The sequence below is a fragment of the Photobacterium profundum genome (assembly GCF_003026285.1).
GTDB lineage: Bacteria > Pseudomonadota > Gammaproteobacteria > Enterobacterales > Vibrionaceae > Photobacterium > Photobacterium profundum.
On the sequence record NZ_PYOD01000009.1, the window covers coordinates 21,414 to 37,631 of the forward strand.

16 protein-coding genes and 1 riboswitch are annotated in these 16,218 nt (G+C 40.4%); of the genes, 12 read left to right on the forward strand and 4 right to left on the reverse strand.

Translation table 11 applies throughout. The features are described 5' to 3' along the window. Positions 1-100: 100 nt before the first annotated feature. The 4 genes from C9J48_RS18580 to hutW form a co-directional block, all read right to left on the reverse strand. Entirely contained in the window at positions 101-490 is a 390-nt protein-coding gene (locus C9J48_RS18580) for a hypothetical protein (RefSeq protein WP_006232204.1), read from the reverse strand. 242 nt (positions 491-732) lie between these two features. Further along, positions 733-1,290, reverse strand: coding sequence for a heme utilization protein HutZ (gene hutZ, locus C9J48_RS18585; protein ID WP_006232205.1), 558 nt, complete (start codon positions 1,288-1,290; stop codon positions 733-735). 119 nt (positions 1,291-1,409) lie between these two features. Next, complete coding sequence (hutX, locus tag C9J48_RS18590; RefSeq protein ID WP_207383114.1) at positions 1,410-1,901, reverse strand: heme utilization cystosolic carrier protein HutX; 492 nt, start codon at positions 1,899-1,901, stop codon at positions 1,410-1,412. A 98-nt stretch (positions 1,902-1,999) separates the two neighbouring features. After that, entirely contained in the window at positions 2,000-3,427 is a 1,428-nt protein-coding gene (gene hutW / locus C9J48_RS18595; RefSeq protein WP_006232207.1) for a heme anaerobic degradation radical SAM methyltransferase ChuW/HutW, read from the reverse strand. Between the two features lie 487 nt (positions 3,428-3,914). On the opposite strand from hutW, the gene C9J48_RS18600 reads away from it, so the two are divergent. The 12 genes from C9J48_RS18600 (at position 3,915) to C9J48_RS18655 (ending at position 16,146) form a co-directional block, all read left to right on the forward strand. After that, positions 3,915-4,694: an energy transducer TonB gene (locus C9J48_RS18600; protein ID WP_006232208.1), complete on the forward strand. Its 780-nt coding sequence runs from the start codon at positions 3,915-3,917 to the stop codon at positions 4,692-4,694. A 3-nt stretch (positions 4,695-4,697) separates the two neighbouring features. Further along, on the forward strand, positions 4,698-5,441 hold the full coding sequence (locus C9J48_RS18605) for a MotA/TolQ/ExbB proton channel family protein (RefSeq protein WP_006232209.1): 744 nt from the start codon (positions 4,698-4,700) through the stop codon (positions 5,439-5,441). After that, the gene (locus C9J48_RS18610) at positions 5,438-5,857 is read left to right on the forward strand and encodes an ExbD/TolR family protein (protein WP_006232210.1); all 420 of its coding nucleotides are present in this window, start codon (positions 5,438-5,440) and stop codon (positions 5,855-5,857) included. Before C9J48_RS18605 ends, C9J48_RS18610 begins: the two co-directional genes overlap by 4 nt. Further along, positions 5,857-6,726: a heme/hemin ABC transporter substrate-binding protein gene (locus tag C9J48_RS18615; protein ID WP_006232211.1), complete on the forward strand. Its 870-nt coding sequence runs from the start codon at positions 5,857-5,859 to the stop codon at positions 6,724-6,726. The genes C9J48_RS18610 and C9J48_RS18615 overlap by 1 nt, the downstream gene beginning before the upstream one ends. Before the next feature lie 33 nt (positions 6,727-6,759). Beyond that, on the forward strand, positions 6,760-7,797 hold the full coding sequence (locus C9J48_RS18620) for a FecCD family ABC transporter permease (protein ID WP_207383115.1): 1,038 nt from the start codon (positions 6,760-6,762) through the stop codon (positions 7,795-7,797). Beyond that, entirely contained in the window at positions 7,794-8,627 is an 834-nt protein-coding gene (locus tag C9J48_RS18625) for a heme ABC transporter ATP-binding protein (protein WP_006232213.1), read from the forward strand. Before C9J48_RS18620 ends, C9J48_RS18625 begins: the two co-directional genes overlap by 4 nt. A 502-nt stretch (positions 8,628-9,129) precedes the next feature. Then, on the forward strand, positions 9,130-10,134 hold the full coding sequence (gene purR, locus C9J48_RS18630) for an HTH-type transcriptional repressor PurR (RefSeq protein ID WP_006232214.1): 1,005 nt from the start codon (positions 9,130-9,132) through the stop codon (positions 10,132-10,134). Positions 10,135-10,354: 220 nt separating this feature from the next. Next, positions 10,355-10,461, forward strand: a riboswitch (cyclic di-GMP riboswitch). A 121-nt stretch (positions 10,462-10,582) separates the two neighbouring features. Next, positions 10,583-11,173: a TfoX/Sxy family DNA transformation protein gene (locus C9J48_RS18635; protein WP_006232215.1), complete on the forward strand. Its 591-nt coding sequence runs from the start codon at positions 10,583-10,585 to the stop codon at positions 11,171-11,173. A 417-nt stretch (positions 11,174-11,590) separates the two neighbouring features. Next, positions 11,591-11,983 carry a hypothetical protein gene (locus tag C9J48_RS18640; RefSeq protein ID WP_242610849.1) on the forward strand — a complete coding sequence of 131 codons (393 nt, stop codon included), beginning with the start codon at positions 11,591-11,593 and terminating at the stop codon, positions 11,981-11,983. 110 nt (positions 11,984-12,093) lie between these two features. Continuing rightward, positions 12,094-12,693: a carboxymuconolactone decarboxylase family protein gene (locus C9J48_RS18645; RefSeq protein WP_006232217.1), complete on the forward strand. Its 600-nt coding sequence runs from the start codon at positions 12,094-12,096 to the stop codon at positions 12,691-12,693. An 8-nt stretch (positions 12,694-12,701) separates the two neighbouring features. Next, positions 12,702-14,915, forward strand: coding sequence for a dihydrolipoyl dehydrogenase family protein (locus tag C9J48_RS18650; protein WP_006232218.1), 2,214 nt, complete (start codon positions 12,702-12,704; stop codon positions 14,913-14,915). 22 nt (positions 14,916-14,937) lie between these two features. After that, positions 14,938-16,146 carry an ABC transporter substrate-binding protein gene (locus C9J48_RS18655; RefSeq protein ID WP_006232219.1) on the forward strand — a complete coding sequence of 403 codons (1,209 nt, stop codon included), beginning with the start codon at positions 14,938-14,940 and terminating at the stop codon, positions 16,144-16,146. Positions 16,147-16,218 lie beyond the last annotated feature (72 nt).

Consider the following 16,218-nt stretch of genomic DNA (forward strand, 5'->3'; position numbering starts at 1 on the left):
AGTTTAGCGAGGAAGCGAGCAATAAAAAAACCTGTGGCAAGTCTGAGTAACTCATCAGACTTGCCACAGGTTTTCTAGTTCTAACTAAATATTTGGGCTATTACATTTCTACAGCTTGGTTTACGCTAAGCTGCTTCATACCTTTTACTATCTTCGCAAACCAAGCCACAATCGCTGCTAAGGCAATAGCTGCACCAATAAATGGCAGTATATTCAGTACTGTATGAAGTACATTACTATGAACCCAATACTCAGCCCCCGCTACCATACCCGTTATAGTCGCCGCCGTTACACCCAAAACAACAAAAAATGTGAAGAACAAAAAGAAGCTTCGAATAATGGTGTAATAATGGCTGTAAGCCACTTCATCAGTACCTTTATTCAACTGATAGCCAGAATAAATAATGGCAACAATACCAGAGGTTAGTAATGTGAAAGGTGTTAAGAAGCTTGCGATATAGGCAAACCATAAACCGTTTTTATTAGCCATAATATTGATCCGATATAAGCGTAAAGGTTGATGTAATTATCACACTTATTTGGGAGACATCAAGTTTCTCATTGTTATCTGATGATCATGATCAAGCGTTTAAAAAACCTGTCTGTGATTATCCGCAATAACACCCTAAACAAACAAAGGCCTGAACCTAGGTTCAAGCCTTTTGCTTATTAACTGTACCAACTCACCGTACTTTTAAGCGTACTTCACTTATGCCCAAGCGTGGATATACATTATAACTCTTCTGTTGGCGCTGTTACTTCACTACCATCTTTAACACGCTTATGACCTTCTGTTAGATGCACAAAATCAACCAGGTCATCACTGCTTACTTGGAATGCTTTACCAAAGCCTTTTACAAATAAGCCTTGAGTGGGTTCAAGACGGAACATTTTAAAATCTTCCAATCCACTTAAACCATCAACAATTTCGCCAAAACGATCTTTAAGACCCACTACGGCTTCTTGCCAACGTGCTGTTTCACGCTCTACAATCACAACGTTTGCTTCAAAAGTTAAGCGTTTACGGGCATAAATTGTTTTCGATGACGCTTCATCTTCAATCATCATTAAAGATACTTTTGGATTTTCAAGCAAGTTACGTGCGTGCTTCGCAATTTGGCTAATCAACACATAATAACCATCATCTAATAATGCAAACGGGGCATAACTCACGTTCGGGTTACCATTCGCATCAACTGTCGCGAGCTGAATAGTTTGGCACGATTCACGAAATTCTTTGATTTCTGGACCTAAACGGTTTTGAAGGCGTTCTTGTTTTACCTGACTCATTTTTACTTTCTCCGTTTATACCTGTTTAGTCGGTATTTTGAGGTGATTTCTTTATATGATGACAATGCTTATAACTGTTGTTTATAAGTACTGTTTATAATCATTATTGATAAGCTTTTTTATAAATACTGGGTTTTAAGTTGTTGGAATTTTTCAATTTGCTCTGGGAATAACTTACGCTGCTTATCGCGTCCTAAATATACTTTAAACACACACTCGCCCGTTTTAGCAAAGAAGCCAATAAAGTAACTTTCTTGCCCCATAAATGTTTTGCTTACTAAGCCAATCTTAGACATGAGATCTAAACGCAAATGACCGTGCAGTTCGCCGTCTTTACCCATCAAGTTATAATAACCACGCGCTTCCTTGCCTTTAGGAAATGGTGCCTTCACCTCAAAAATTGAACCCATTGAATGCACAATTGCTGTAACAGGGCCCCATGAAGGTAAATCTTCTAGAATGCTTTTCGCGAACTCACCAGACAATGTCACTACTAACTCATCAGGAAAAGCGAATACAACTTCTCCTTCGGTAACTTCTAATTTTTCGGCAATCGCACCAGCATGTAACTTAGGGTCTTCAGCTAATAATGCGGCTACTTTTTCTTTCATTGTTTCTAGTGAGTATGTTGAAAACACGGTGTTTCTCCATATTTATAAATGCGTTAATTTACTTTTTAATTTTTATCTATAAAGGTGCTAGATGCGCTTCATGCCGCCGCTTGCACGGGTAAAAACTGCTGTAATACTTCAATCATTGCCTGAGCCAACGACACCGACCAGAATTGTCCTGCTAACGTTAGCGATAAATACTCATTATCGACATCGACCAGCCCATGACTTTCCCACTTTTTAAACAAGGGTAAACAGTAGTCATACACATCAATATTCATATATATTGCTGAAGTCTGGTTTACCATCACTTGCTGTGCAAGAGCCTTTCTAAGTAACGATGCAGACAGTACCCCGCGATCAAAACTTGCTTTAATTTCTGCGTGTAGTGCAGCTAAAGGTGCAGACTTGGTCATCATCATTAAAGGCATCTCACCTTTACTTACAGACGCCATATACGTGTCTAAGTTCCGGTGTTGCATGAAACCATAACCACTAACATTGCCACCCGCCCCTGCACCTAAAGGTAATACCTCTGCAGAGGTTTTAGCTAAGCTATTGTAAACACTACGTTCACGGTTATCTCTTGCCCAGTGATTCACACTCAAACGGCGCATATGGTGTTTGGCCATAAAATTCACGCCATTTTCAAACATCGTCGCTTTTGTGGGGGTATCTGCTGGCTCGGGTAATCGACCATTCTCCACCAGCCCCTTCATCGGTGTACCACCCATTTCGATAAGTTGATACAGATCGACACCATGCGCACCACTGTCTAAAAAGTCCTTTAGATCTTGTTGCCACACCGTTAAGTCTTGGTACGGCAACCCATACAATAGATCGATAACAATAGGTGCTGATTCGCTCGAACTAAGCGCTTGAATTCTCTCTAATACCACGTCTTTATCATCTAAACGCTTTGCTTTACGTCGAACTTGCGTATCGAAGCTTTGCACACCAAATGAAAAGCGATTGAAGCCACCTTCTAATGCTGAATCAAACATTTCATCAGTAAAACGATTAATTCGCCCTTCCAACGTTAGTTCACAATCTGTTGTTAATGGGAAATGTTGGCGAATCATTTGTCCCAAACGCTTAATTTGCGCAGCCGTTAAATCTGTTGGGGTACCACCACCAATATATACCGCATGAAATGGTGCAGCTTGTGTCCAGGCTTGACCTGCTTTCAGTTCAAGCTCGACCATCAACGCAGCAAAATAATCATCAATTAAACTTTGGCTCGATGCGTATTGAAAAAAATTACAATACGTACAACGCACACGACAAAAAGGAATATGAACGTATAAACAACGCTTCCCCGACTGTCTTGGTACCGTACTTAAAATTGCTTGCGCTATAGGCTGCTGTTCGCTCTCTGCAACCATTGATGTCATGCCACCAGCATGCGCTGACCGTTTTTGACGGAATGCAAACCTCAGTGGATCGGGTGTATTTTCCCCGACAATATCAACACTCATGCTTTCAACATGTATTTTATCAATACTCGGCAATTGTTCTTTATTCATAGATTAATGTGCTGGTTTAACCAGCCACTCCTCGTGTCGGTACTCTTCACCAAAAATAGTGTGAGTTAAGTAATAAGGTGAGCACTTACCACTTAGCTAATGAGTCAACTTCAACGCTGTTTACTTTCTATATGCATACTTTCTTATTAACTGACGATACATATGCATTTATGTCATTTACTCAAACAAGCAATCACCCAATGGATACATTAATGTCAATGCATTCATATTAGAAATTACATCAAGTAAATTATTGAATTTAATGCTTTTATATCAAAATACACAATAATCAAATGATAATCAGTCTTATTTGATAGGCATCATATTCAGCATCAAATGAGATTGCAAATGATAATTGATATTATTCGCTTTTAGTGGATAATAAGACTCATTCTTGATAACATGTTTATCTCAATATCGTTATGAACCCTAATTCCAATGCCTTGTGCGTTTGTGGAAATATCAAATTTTCGAGCAGGTGATCTTTGTGAATACCAAGCGATACGTCATTGCGGGTGCTACATCCATTATTTTCCATGGCATCTTGCTTTCTGCGATCCCAAACAAAAATGCGATGGCAATGCCTGTTGGTGCTGAATCTGTGCGTGTATCTCTCAATTTGGTTTCAGTACCTCAAGTTGCTTCTTCGCAACCGATAGCTGAACCAGTCAAGCAAGACGTTATTCAACAAGCGGTACAAAAGGCACCACCTAAAAAGGTAATTGACCCCGTAGAAACGAAAACAAAAAAGCTGGTGAAAAAATCGGACAACAAACCGAAAGTAATTAAAGAAGTGAAACCTAAAAATCCCCCTAAAGAAAAGACCACACCGAAGAAAGTGGTTAAAAAGACGACCCCAAAGAAAAAAACACAAACAAAAGAGGTTAAACAAACACCCGCTAAGATCATGGATAAACCAACTCCAAACGTTGCAAAAACAGAACAGCAGGCAACAAAAAGTGAAGTATCGTCTGGGGCTAATTCGCCAGCGTTGATATCAAAACCAACATTTGCAACACGTCCTAGCCCTGTGAAATATCCTCGTTTAGCTAAACGCCGCGGTGTTCAAGGGGAAGTTATGGTTGAGGTATGGATAGATCAAACAGGCCGTCAAATTAAACAAACATTGCTCGCCTCTTCAGGCACAAACATGCTGGATAAAGCGGCATTAGAGGCTATCAAAAAATGGCAATTCTCTTCACATATCGTCGATGGACAAGCAATTGCCCACCGTGTACAGATTCCTGTTCGTTTTCAGTTGGATTAAATAATGGACACCATCAATAATTTACAAAACCAGTTTGGGCTAATGACATGGCCTCTTCTTATCTGCTCTGCATTAACCATCATGATTTTGTTGGAAAGATGCGTACAAGTCCTCTTGTGTACCGGTGTGGGTAAAACAAAAATAAATGCCCTACTTGCCAAGCAATATCGTGATGATGATAGCGGGTTAGATGAGCTTGCCTCTGAATTAAAACAACAACGCCCTTTGCTATATAAGGGAGTGGCAATGCTAATTTCACACCGCCATTTTGATAAGCCACTTCGGGAAGATGCAGCAGGTATTTGGTTACAACAAAAACGCACACAACTACGTTCAGGCTTGCGTTTACTCTCGCTGATTGGCGTGATCACCCCTTTGCTAGGTTTATTGGGCACAGTGTTGGGTTTAATCGAAATGTTTAAAGGAATAGCTGCCACATCTGGTTCAGTTACACCGAGCGACCTTGCCGACGGACTTGGGCTCGCCATGCGGACAACAGCTGCTGGTTTGATTATTGCTCTACCTGCTATCACAGGAGCTCAACTACTAGGTTTGTGGGCTGATCAAGTAACTGCAAAATTAGAACATACCTTAAACCATTGTAACCTTTGGTTAGAAGGGCTAGACCTTGACCCCGCTTGTAATAAGCATTCGAAAAAAACGAGTGTAGAGCCATCAGCGGTCAACATAAACACATCAACAACTAACATAAACGCTTCTCTTGCTAGTACAGAGACAGCCTTATGATCAGCGTAAGCCATACATATAGAAATGACGATGAGCTAAAGCCCGACCTCACACCTTTACTCGATATTATTTTCATCGTTATGGTTTTTCTGTTGCTTACTGCCAGTGTGAAATTAAAAGCACTCGATGTCGAATTACCCAAAACAGAAACACAGATATTACAAACAACAGAAGCCGACCCTATTACGATCAATCTTATCGCCAAAGAACCGTACTGGGCGCTGCAAGGTCAATCTTTTAACACTTGGGATAGCTTTACCGTTGCGCTATTAAAACAAGTAAAAGATGGACCTACAAAGCCTGTTGTTATTGGTGCCGATAAAAACGCATCAGTAGAACAAATGCTAAAGCTATTAGCCTTCTTGCAACAACATGAAATTAAAGCCACACAACTATTGATGGAAGATAACGCGTAATGGAAAAGAACATAAACAAAAAAATGAATACGATGAAACTCGCAGTCTTAGCTAGCGCATTGATTTTCTCTAGCAGTTCATCATGGGCAAGTGAACGCATAATTAGTGCTGGGGCTGCAATTACTGAAATCATCTATGCACTAAATGCTGAAAGCCAACTGGTTGCTGTAGATCTAACCAGTAAAACCTTGGTTAAAGGCGCTTATCCATTAGTGGGTTATCACCGACAGTTGTCCGCAGAAAGCCTAATGTCTTTAACACCAGATCGCATTATTGGTTCAAATGAAATGGGGCCAAGCAGTACGTTAAAATTGCTTAAGCAAGGTGGCGTTGATGTTGATGTCGTCAACTCTGGCGAAACAGTAAAAGACCTATTAGAACGCATTGATGAGGTCGCAGCGTTAACCAATAAAACACCGGCAGCAGCATCATTAAAAGCTGAAATAAGCAAAAAAGTAGACGCGATACAAACACACCTACTCACACAAAGCACCCAAAAAAAAGTATTGTTCTTAATGATTCATGATGGCCGACCAGCGAATGTTGCCGGACGTAATACGACAGCAGACACAGTGATCAGATTAGCCGGCGCAATTAACCCTGCCGCAAATACAATTGAAGCATACAAACCTATCTCTGCTGAAGCGATGGTACAGATGCAACCAGACATTATCCTATTAAGTAGTCGAACATTGAGTTCAATTGGCACAATCGATGACTTGCTAAAAAAAATGCCTCTACTTGCAGCAACACCAGCGGGTAAAAATAAAGCACTGGCGACTATCGATGGTACAGCTCTAATTGGAGGCTTAGGTCTGAAGAGTATTGATGAAGCTGAACGTTTAAATAAAGTTTTCTATCAAGATTAAGTAAGGGTTACACATCACATGCAATCAAGACGTATGCAGCTTCAACGCTTACCCATTGAAACACTCTTACCATTAGGGATTGGGTTATTATTTTTTGCTATCACGTCTTCAATTGTGATCGGTCCGATGGATATCAGTTTCATCGACAGTATTAAAGCATTAATACCGTGGGAAACGGATTTACCAGCTCATATACAATTAGTGGTTAATCAAATACGCTTACCACGCACATTATTAGCCATTGCCATAGGTGCTATTTTGGCACTATGTGGTGCCGTTATGCAGGGGTTATTTAGAAACCCTTTGGCTGATCCTGGCATTATTGGGGTTTCAGGCGGTGCGGCATTAGGCGCTGCAATTGCAGTTGTTTTCTTTGCACCTCTTGTTGTCAATTACCCACTTATTTTGACACTTGGTACTGTACCTGTATTCGCTTTCATAGGCGGCGCATTAAGCACATTCTTTGTTTATTACCTTGGTACAGATAAGAACGGCACATCAGTTACCATTATGCTGCTTGCGGGTGTTGCAATTGCGGCACTTTCTGGTGCCGCCCTTGGTTTTATGAATTTCATCGCCGATGATCAAGCACTGCGAGATTTATCGTTATGGTCGATGGGATCATTAGCAGGGGCAACATGGCCTGGCATTGCTTTAGCATTTGCTTCTTTAGCTATTTTGCTTTGGCTATTTTGTCGTGATGCAAATGCGCTGAATGCCTTTCTACTCGGTGAAGCTGAAGCCAAACATATGGGGGTGAATGTACAGATGCTTAAACGTCGCCTTATTTTATTATGTGCAGCTGGCGTTGGCGTTACCGTTTCTCTAACTGGCATCATTGGTTTTGTTGGTTTGGTTATTCCCCATTTAGGTCGCATGCTTTCGGGGCCAAATCACAAAACATTACTTCCTATATCTGCATTACTGGGCGCTTTGATTCTATTGATTGCAGATATGATTGCGCGCGTCGTACTTGCTCCTTTAGAGCTTCCAGTCGGTATTGTAACTGCCATTTTAGGTGCACCATTTTTTATCCTCTTACTTGTTAAGCAAAAAGGTAGAATGTCATGATTTTTGGCCCGCAACCTAATAGCCTAGAGCCATTAATAAACAATCAAATATGCAAGAAAAAAGTTGCCATTCGCGCCCAAGGTTTAAACCTGATTTTAGGGGGTAAAACCCTGCTTGATAACTTTGATATTGATATTCATGCAGGTGAAGTCACAGCATTACTTGGTCCGAATGGCGCTGGGAAAAGTAGCTTATTAAAAGTGTTGTGCGGTGAAATAGAAGCCACGGGAAACATCGACTTTTTTGGACAAAACAGAAAACAATGGTCAGCTAAAACACTCGCAAAACACCTTGGTATATTGCCCCAGCACAGCACGCTAAATTTTGCTTTTTTAGCACATGAAGTCGTTGAACTTGGGGGATTGCCACTAGAGTTAAGTAATATACAAACACAACAGATTACTCAAGAAAAAATGGCTCTTGTCGATGTCTGCAATTTGGCTCATCGTCTTTACCCTTCCCTCTCTGGAGGTGAAAAACAACGCGTTCATTTTGCCCGTATACTGACTCAACTGAGCCAATCGGGAGAACAGTGTGTTTTAATGCTTGATGAGCCCACTTCTGCACTCGATTTAGCCCATCAGCATAAAACATTACAAGTCGCCAAAGAATTAGCCAGTAATGGGGCTGCAGTTATTATTGTCTTACACGACTTAAACCTTGCAGCACAATATGCTGATCGTTTAGTTATCGTTAATCACGGATTAATACAGGCAGAAGGAACACCGTGGCAAGCATTAAAACCGAATATTATTGAACAAGTCTACGGTTGGCCGGTATATATATCCTCTCACCCAACAGGTGACTATCCTGTCATTTTGTCGCACTAATGTGTTGCAAAAAGCCGTAAATATAAAACGGAAACTATCACTCAACATATATCTAAGTTACCTCACGGTACTCGCTTCAGCGGCAGTGAGGTCGCTTAGGTATTTGGGACTCTAAACAATTAATCACTAACATTTCAGATCGCCGCTATTGACAGTTACCAAGCATATATACAAACAAACTCATAATCAGCATTTATAAAATAACGATTATTACCATGCATACCTGTTGAAATTGCATTAATTTTGTTGATACCTATCAAGTAATTTCTTCTTGAGAGCCAGAACAGTTGCACTGTGCGCTACACTCAGTAAAATGTGAGCGCAAGCGATTAAATAATGTAACATACTAAATTTATGAAAAAGCCGCGAGTTATAAGATGCGGCTTTTTTACGTTTAAGTACCAAATTGAATAGATAGCCAGATAATCTCTTTCTGTTTATTCAATTTGGTACTGCTCAAGTAGCGTTCAGATCTCTGACTACAATTATTAGAAGAATAAATATGGCAACGATTAAAGATGTTGCACGTATGGCTGGTGTGTCGACCACAACTGTCTCTCACGTGATAAACAAAACTCGCTTTGTGGCAGAAGCAACTCAGAAAAAAGTATTGGCTGCAGTAGATGACCTTAACTATGCACCAAGTGCTGTCGCGCGAAGCCTGAAATGTAATACAACAAGAACCATCGGGATGTTGGTCACAAAATCAACCAACCCATTTTTTGCTGAAGTGATTCATGGTGTTGAAGAGTATTGCTATGGAGCAGGTTACACACTAATCCTATGTAATACTGAAGGTAATCTAGTTAAACAACGAGACTATCTGCGCATGCTTGCTGAAAAGCGTGTAGATGGCCTACTCGTAATGTGTTCAGATCTTGATCAAGACCTACTTGATCTACTTGCACGTAAAAGTGATTTACCAATGGTAATCATGGATTGGGGCCCAGAAAGCCCACTAACAGATAAGATCCAAGATAATGCTGAACAAGGTGGCTATATAGCAACTAAGCATTTTATTGACAATGGTCACAAAAAAATAGGCTGTCTGTCAGGTCATAGCGAAAAATCTACGTGCCGCGAGCGCTTAAAAGGCTTCAATAAAGCAATGGCTGAGGCTGGTATCACCGTTAATAATAACTGGCTTATTGATGGCGATTTTGAGTGCGAGTCTGCCGTTGAAGCCGCAAATAAGTTCATTACGATGAAAGATCGCCCGACGGCTATTTTTTGTTTCAACGACATCATGGCAATGGCGTTAATTAGTACATTTGAACAAGCAGGTATAAGTGTGCCAGAAGATGTCTCTATTATTGGTTATGATAATATTGACTTAGCACCGTATTTTTCACCACCGCTAACAACGATCCACCAACCGAAACGACGTTTAGGTAAAACTGCCGTCGAGATATTGATGGAGCGAGTGAAAGATAAAAATCATGAACGTCGTGTTTTTGAAATGAAACCAGAACTGGTGATTCGTAAGTCTGTCAAAGACTTAAATTAATAAATACCCACAATAAAAACAATGACACTTGATTCATAAGAAACCGATAAGTTAATTCTTATCGGTTTTTTTTTATTAAAATAATCTCTATAAAAAGAAAGCTTTAATATGAATTAAGAGCTTTTAACCCATAGAAATAAACCCAATACCTGAAGCAATATCACATTTAAAAAATTTCGAAACGGAATAAAACTGACTATCTACGTTACAATCGTTATGTCACGAAACAAGGCAAACTATTCGAAAGAATAGGACGCAAAGCTTCCGGCCTAAAAAGGTATTATTTGTATCTTAAATAATAACCCTCATGGTAGCGGGGTTGCCGATGGATTAACAAAAAGTTTTGTCATAAATTTTACATAATTTTGACACAGATTATCTGTAGTTTGATAATTTGAATTCCTCGCTCTGATGTTAGGTGACTCATGGCATATCACCGAGAAGAAGCATGGATAAACCAGTACTAAAAGACGCATTAAAAATATTTGATTGTTTTGAGAGTGTTAAATCACGCTCAATGTTTGGTGGCTTTGGTATTTTTGCGGGTGAAACAATGTTTGCTCTTGTAGTAAACGATAAACTTCACCTTCGTGCGAATGCTGATAATGAAGAAGAATTTAAAAAATCGGGTCTTGAACCATACGTTTATAAAAAACGTGGGTTTCCGGTTGTCACTAAACACTACGCCATTCCTGATGAGTGGTGGAATGATACAACCAAAATAATTTTGCAAGCTCAAGGGTCTTTGACCGCTGCTGAAAAAGATAAAGAGGCCAAAAGTAACACTGGTCCGAATCGTATTAAAGACCTTCCAAACTTACGTTTAGCTAATGAACGTATGTTAAAGAAAGCAGGCATATGTACGATTGACGATCTTTTTGATGCAGGGGCGCTTGGAGCATATCGAGCTTTGCAAGATAATCATCAGAATTCATTAAGTATTGAATTATTATGGGCGCTAGAAGGGGCAATAAGTGGTCAACACTGGTCTGTTATTACAGAACAGCGTCGTACTGAATTGTTATCTGCATTGTCTTAATTTAGATATACGTTATAGAATGAAACTAAAAGAGGCGTTTACGCCTCTTTTTTATGGCTAAAAAACACCATTTACCTTTCCACTCTTTAATTTAATAATCCACTCTTAACACTAAAGCCAAGTACACATTCATGTGCTTCATATCGTATATAGATTATTTTTTCAAAAAAGTGATAAATCCAGTGAACATCACACCTAAGACGACATTATCTACGTCAAAATTAAGTCAATAAATCACAAACATTGAAGCGACTCACAAAGCTGCTTATAAAAACAGCTACGGGTTTTCATTCAGCACAGATGCTTGTAAAATTAATGCGTATTCTATCAGAATGAATGCGTTGCTTAGGTTATAAAAATACACATACAACCAGCGCTGACACTCAAAATCGTTCACCTATAACACTGAGAAACGCTATGTCTTGTGCAAACCCCTTTACTGGGCAAGAAGGCCACATGTTTAAAGATAAGTTTTGTAAGTGGCCCAAGCTGCTGCGATTTCTTGTTTTTATCAGCCTTATACCGCCTTTAAGCATATTCTATCTAGTGTACAGTAACCTTGCCCCTGCTTACCTTCTAAATGAAACGCTAACGATTGTTGGTGCCTTTAACCTTCTACTACTTGCTTGGGGTTTATTGCTAAAAATTAGAGCGAAAAAATATTGGTATCGAAATTACCATATTGGAAAAACAATGGTTTTAGCATTAATTCCAATTTTAGCGTGTGGTTATCTACTTGCGACCGATCAAAACGCGCCTCGTGTTGCTCAGCAAGTTAAAACCCAATATGTAGAAATATCCATCAACTAAACGTTTTTTAAGATATTTTCAGCATTTATTGAAATATTTTCGTAAGGTTCTCGGTCTTTGTTGTTAGTTTGGTATAAAAACCATATTTACAACGTTGATAAGGGGCACTAGTGCGTATTTCAAGCAAGAAAAGTTACTCATTTCTCATCAAGCCACTGCTTTGGCTTCAAAAGCGTCATTATGGTGAAATCTTAAATCCAGCCCTACTTTGGGGGCGAAAGCCTGCACTCTTTTGGCTCGTCGCAGGTTTCTTCGGCGTTCTAGATCGTAAATCATCTCCTATTACTCCCGTTATCCGTTCATTAGTCTGCGTGCGCGTTTCACAATTGAATGATTGCGCCTTCTGTGTTGATGCCAACGGAATGAAACTTGCTGAACGTTGTGATTCGGTTGATAAAATCAAAACTTTAGCACAGTGGCAACATAGCGATCTATTTTCTGAGCAAGAACGTATTGTGCTTGCTTACGTTGAAGCGATGACTATCACAGGTCAGAAAGTTACTGAAGAAATGATTAACGACTTAAAGCTGTCGTTTGATGAAGATACTATTGTTGAATTAACAGCCTTGGTGGCTTTTCAAAATCTATCTGCAAAATTTAATACTGCACTCGATGTACCAGCACAAGGTTTTTGCTCACTACCAATACAAATGGATGATAACAACACACCGTCAACGTCGACACAAACTGAACGTGACTCAAACAGCTGAGGTGTTTCATGGATAGAAAAAAAGTAGTACTGCTTATCACATTAATGACCCTTATAGGGCTTTGGTTTGCATTTGATCTAAGCCAATACTTCACACTTGAACAAGCCAAAGCTCAGCAATTAGCGCTGCAAGATACAATAGCCGAAAAGCCATTTTTATCGAGCCTCGTTTATTTTGCGGTTTACATTCTTGTCACTGCCCTATCGTTACCGGGTGCTGCAATAATGACGCTACTTGGTGCCGCTCTGTTTGGTTTTTGGTGGAGCCTATTATTAATCTCTTTCGCGAGTACTATCGGCGCAACGTTAGCCTTTTTATTCAGTCGTTTTATATTACGCGATTGGGTACAAGCTAAATTTGGTAACAGAATTGCCCCAATCAATGCCGGCATAGAAAAAGATGGGCCTTTTTATCTTTTCACACTGCGTTTAATTCCTGTGTTCCCATTCTTTTTGGTGAACCTGCTTATGGGGTTAACACCCATTAGTACACGCATGTTCTATTTAGTCAGCCAGCTTGGCATGCTGGCAGGCACTGCGGTATACATTAATGCGGGTACACAGCTTGGTGAAATTGAATCACTAAGCGGCATTATTTCAGCCCCTGTTTTAGTGTCTCTTGCACTTCTGGGCCTTTTTCCTTTAATAGCGAAATTCATTATGAATATCATTACTCAACGTCGTGTATACGCCAATTGGAAACGCCCTGAAAAATTTGACCAAAATATGGTGGTGATTGGCGCTGGCGCAGGTGGTTTAGTGAGCTCTTATATTGCAGCCGCTGTAAAAGCAGAAGTTACGCTGATTGAACGCCATAAAATGGGGGGAGATTGCCTCAATACAGGGTGTGTGCCTTCTAAAGCCATTATTCGTGCAGCCCATACTATGGCAGAGATTTCTCGAGCTCATGAGTTTGGTATTACTACCGATAAGCCTCAGGTTAACTTCGAAAAAGTGATGTCACGTATTCATAATGTGATCGATAAAATTGAACCACACGACTCTGTAGAGCGTTACTCTTCATTGGGTGTTAACTGTATCTCGGGTGACGCTCAGATTCTATCACCGTGGGAAGTTGAGGTTAACGGTCAACGTATTACAACGCGTAACATTGTGATCGCGACAGGTGCTCGTCCACTTGTTCCGGGTATTCCTGGCTTACAAGATGTTAATTATCTAACGTCTGATTCTATCTGGTCGTTAAAAGTACAACCGAAGAAGTTACTTGTATTAGGTGGTGGCCCTATTGGTTGCGAACTCGCCCAAAGCTTTAGCCGTTTAGGCAGTACCGTTACCTTGGTTGAAATGGCAGAGCAACTGCTCATTCGTGAAGATACCGACGCATCTCTGCTCGTTAAAGAGAGCATGCACAAAGATGGGGTTGATATTAAACTCAACCACAAAGCCACACGCTTTGAATCTATTACAGCAGAAGACGGAACGCGTATTCAACGAGCATACCTCGAATACAACGGCAAAGAAGTTATCATTGAATTTGATGCGGTTATGTTAGCGTTAGGTCGTGTAGCCAATGTGCAAGGATTTGGCCTTGAAGAACTTGGTATTACAACCACACAGCGTGGCACTGTTGACGTTAATGATTACCTACAGACTAAATACCCAAATATTTACGCTGTAGGCGATGTAGCAGGACCTTTCCAGCTAACGCATGCCGCAGCCCACCAAGCATGGTATGCCGCAGTTAATGGTTTATTTGGACAGTTTAAGAAATTTAAAGCCGATTACTCTGTACTACCAGCCGCCACTTACACTGCACCTGAAGTCGCTCGGGTGGGTATTAATGAAAAAGAAGCTGAAAACCTCAATATTGAATTTGATGTAACACGCTATGGTATCGATGATCTTGACCGTGCCATTACTGATGGCGAAGATTATGGTTTTGTAAAAGTGATTACCCCTAAAGGTAAAGATAAGATTTTAGGCGTTACGATTGTAGGCAATAATGCGGGTGAACTATTAGCTGAATTTACCCTAGCCATGCGCCACGGATTAGGTTTGAACAAAATACTCGGTACTATTCACCCTTACCCTACAATGAGTGAAGCCAATAAATATACTGCCGGCGTTTGGAAACAAGCAAATGCGCCACAGGCGTTGCTCGCTTGGGTAAAAAAATACCATGCTTGGATGCGTAATGATAAAGCAGGCTCTATACATTCAAAAACAGACCTACAGACTAAGCTCGAAAAAGAACAGCGCTAAGCAAATAAGGATATTTAGGAAAATGACAAAACTAACAACAGCTATAGGCTTAACGCTCGCATTAGCCTCAGGCTTTCTCACATCGAGTTTTGCACATGCCGAACAGCAGACAAGTACTTATTCATCGGAAATGGCTAAGAAGTGGCAGCAAATAGAAAGCAAAGCCGACGGACAGACGGTATATTTTAATGCTTGGGGTGGAAGCCAAGAAATAAATGCATACCTACGCTGGGCAGCAAAACAACTAAAATCTCGTTACAATGTCACGCTAAAGCATGTCAAAGTTGCTGATATTGCTGAAACAACACAACGTTTAGTTGCTGAAAAAACAGCAGGTAAAAATAGTGATGGCAGCGTCGATATGGTATGGATTAACGGTGAAAATTTCCGTTCAATGAAATCCGGAAACCTATTATATGGTCCTTTCGTCGACCAACTACCTAACTGGGAAAAGGTTGATCAACGGCTACCTGTTTTTGAAGACTTTACCGAACCTACTGATGGGCTTGAAGCGCCTTGGGGTGTTGGGCAGCTTGTTTTTATTCACGATAAGCAAACATTAAGTAATCCACCACAAAGTTTTGCTGAACTATTAAGCCTTGCTAAAGCATTTCCCGGAAAGGTGAGCTACCCTCAACCACCAGAGTTTCATGGTAGTAGTTTCTTAAAAGCAGCTTTAATTGAATTAACTGACAACAAGCCAGCGCTCTATCAGCCGTTAGATATTCAGAAAGATAAAATGCTTTTTGATAGTGTTACTGCTCCTTTATGGCAATACCTTGACCAACTTCATCCTGTGGCATGGCAACAAGGTAAACGTTTCCCATCAGGTACGACTGAAACAATACAATTACTTGATGATAAACAGTTATTGCTCGCACTCACATTCAACCCTAATGCCGCAAATGCCGCCATTGAACATGGAACACTCACAGAAACCGCTCAAGCTTATGCGTTCAAGCAAGGAGCATTGTCTAACATTCACTTCTTAGCAATACCTTGGAATTCATCAGCGAAAGAAGGGGCACAAGTTGCTATTAACTTTTTGTTAAGCCCTGAGGCCCAAACACGTAAAGCTGATACCAGCATATGGGGCGATCCATCAGTATTAAAAGAAGACTCACTTGAAAATGGAAGCCATGGGTTTTCACTATTTCAACCCATTGCCGAACCTCACCCAAGTTGGTTAACAGCCATAGAGCAAGAATGGCAACGTCGTTACGGTCACTAATCAAACTGAGGTGCTGAACATAACGTTTGGCATCTCAAATTCACTATAATGAAAGGGTAATAAATCGGTTTA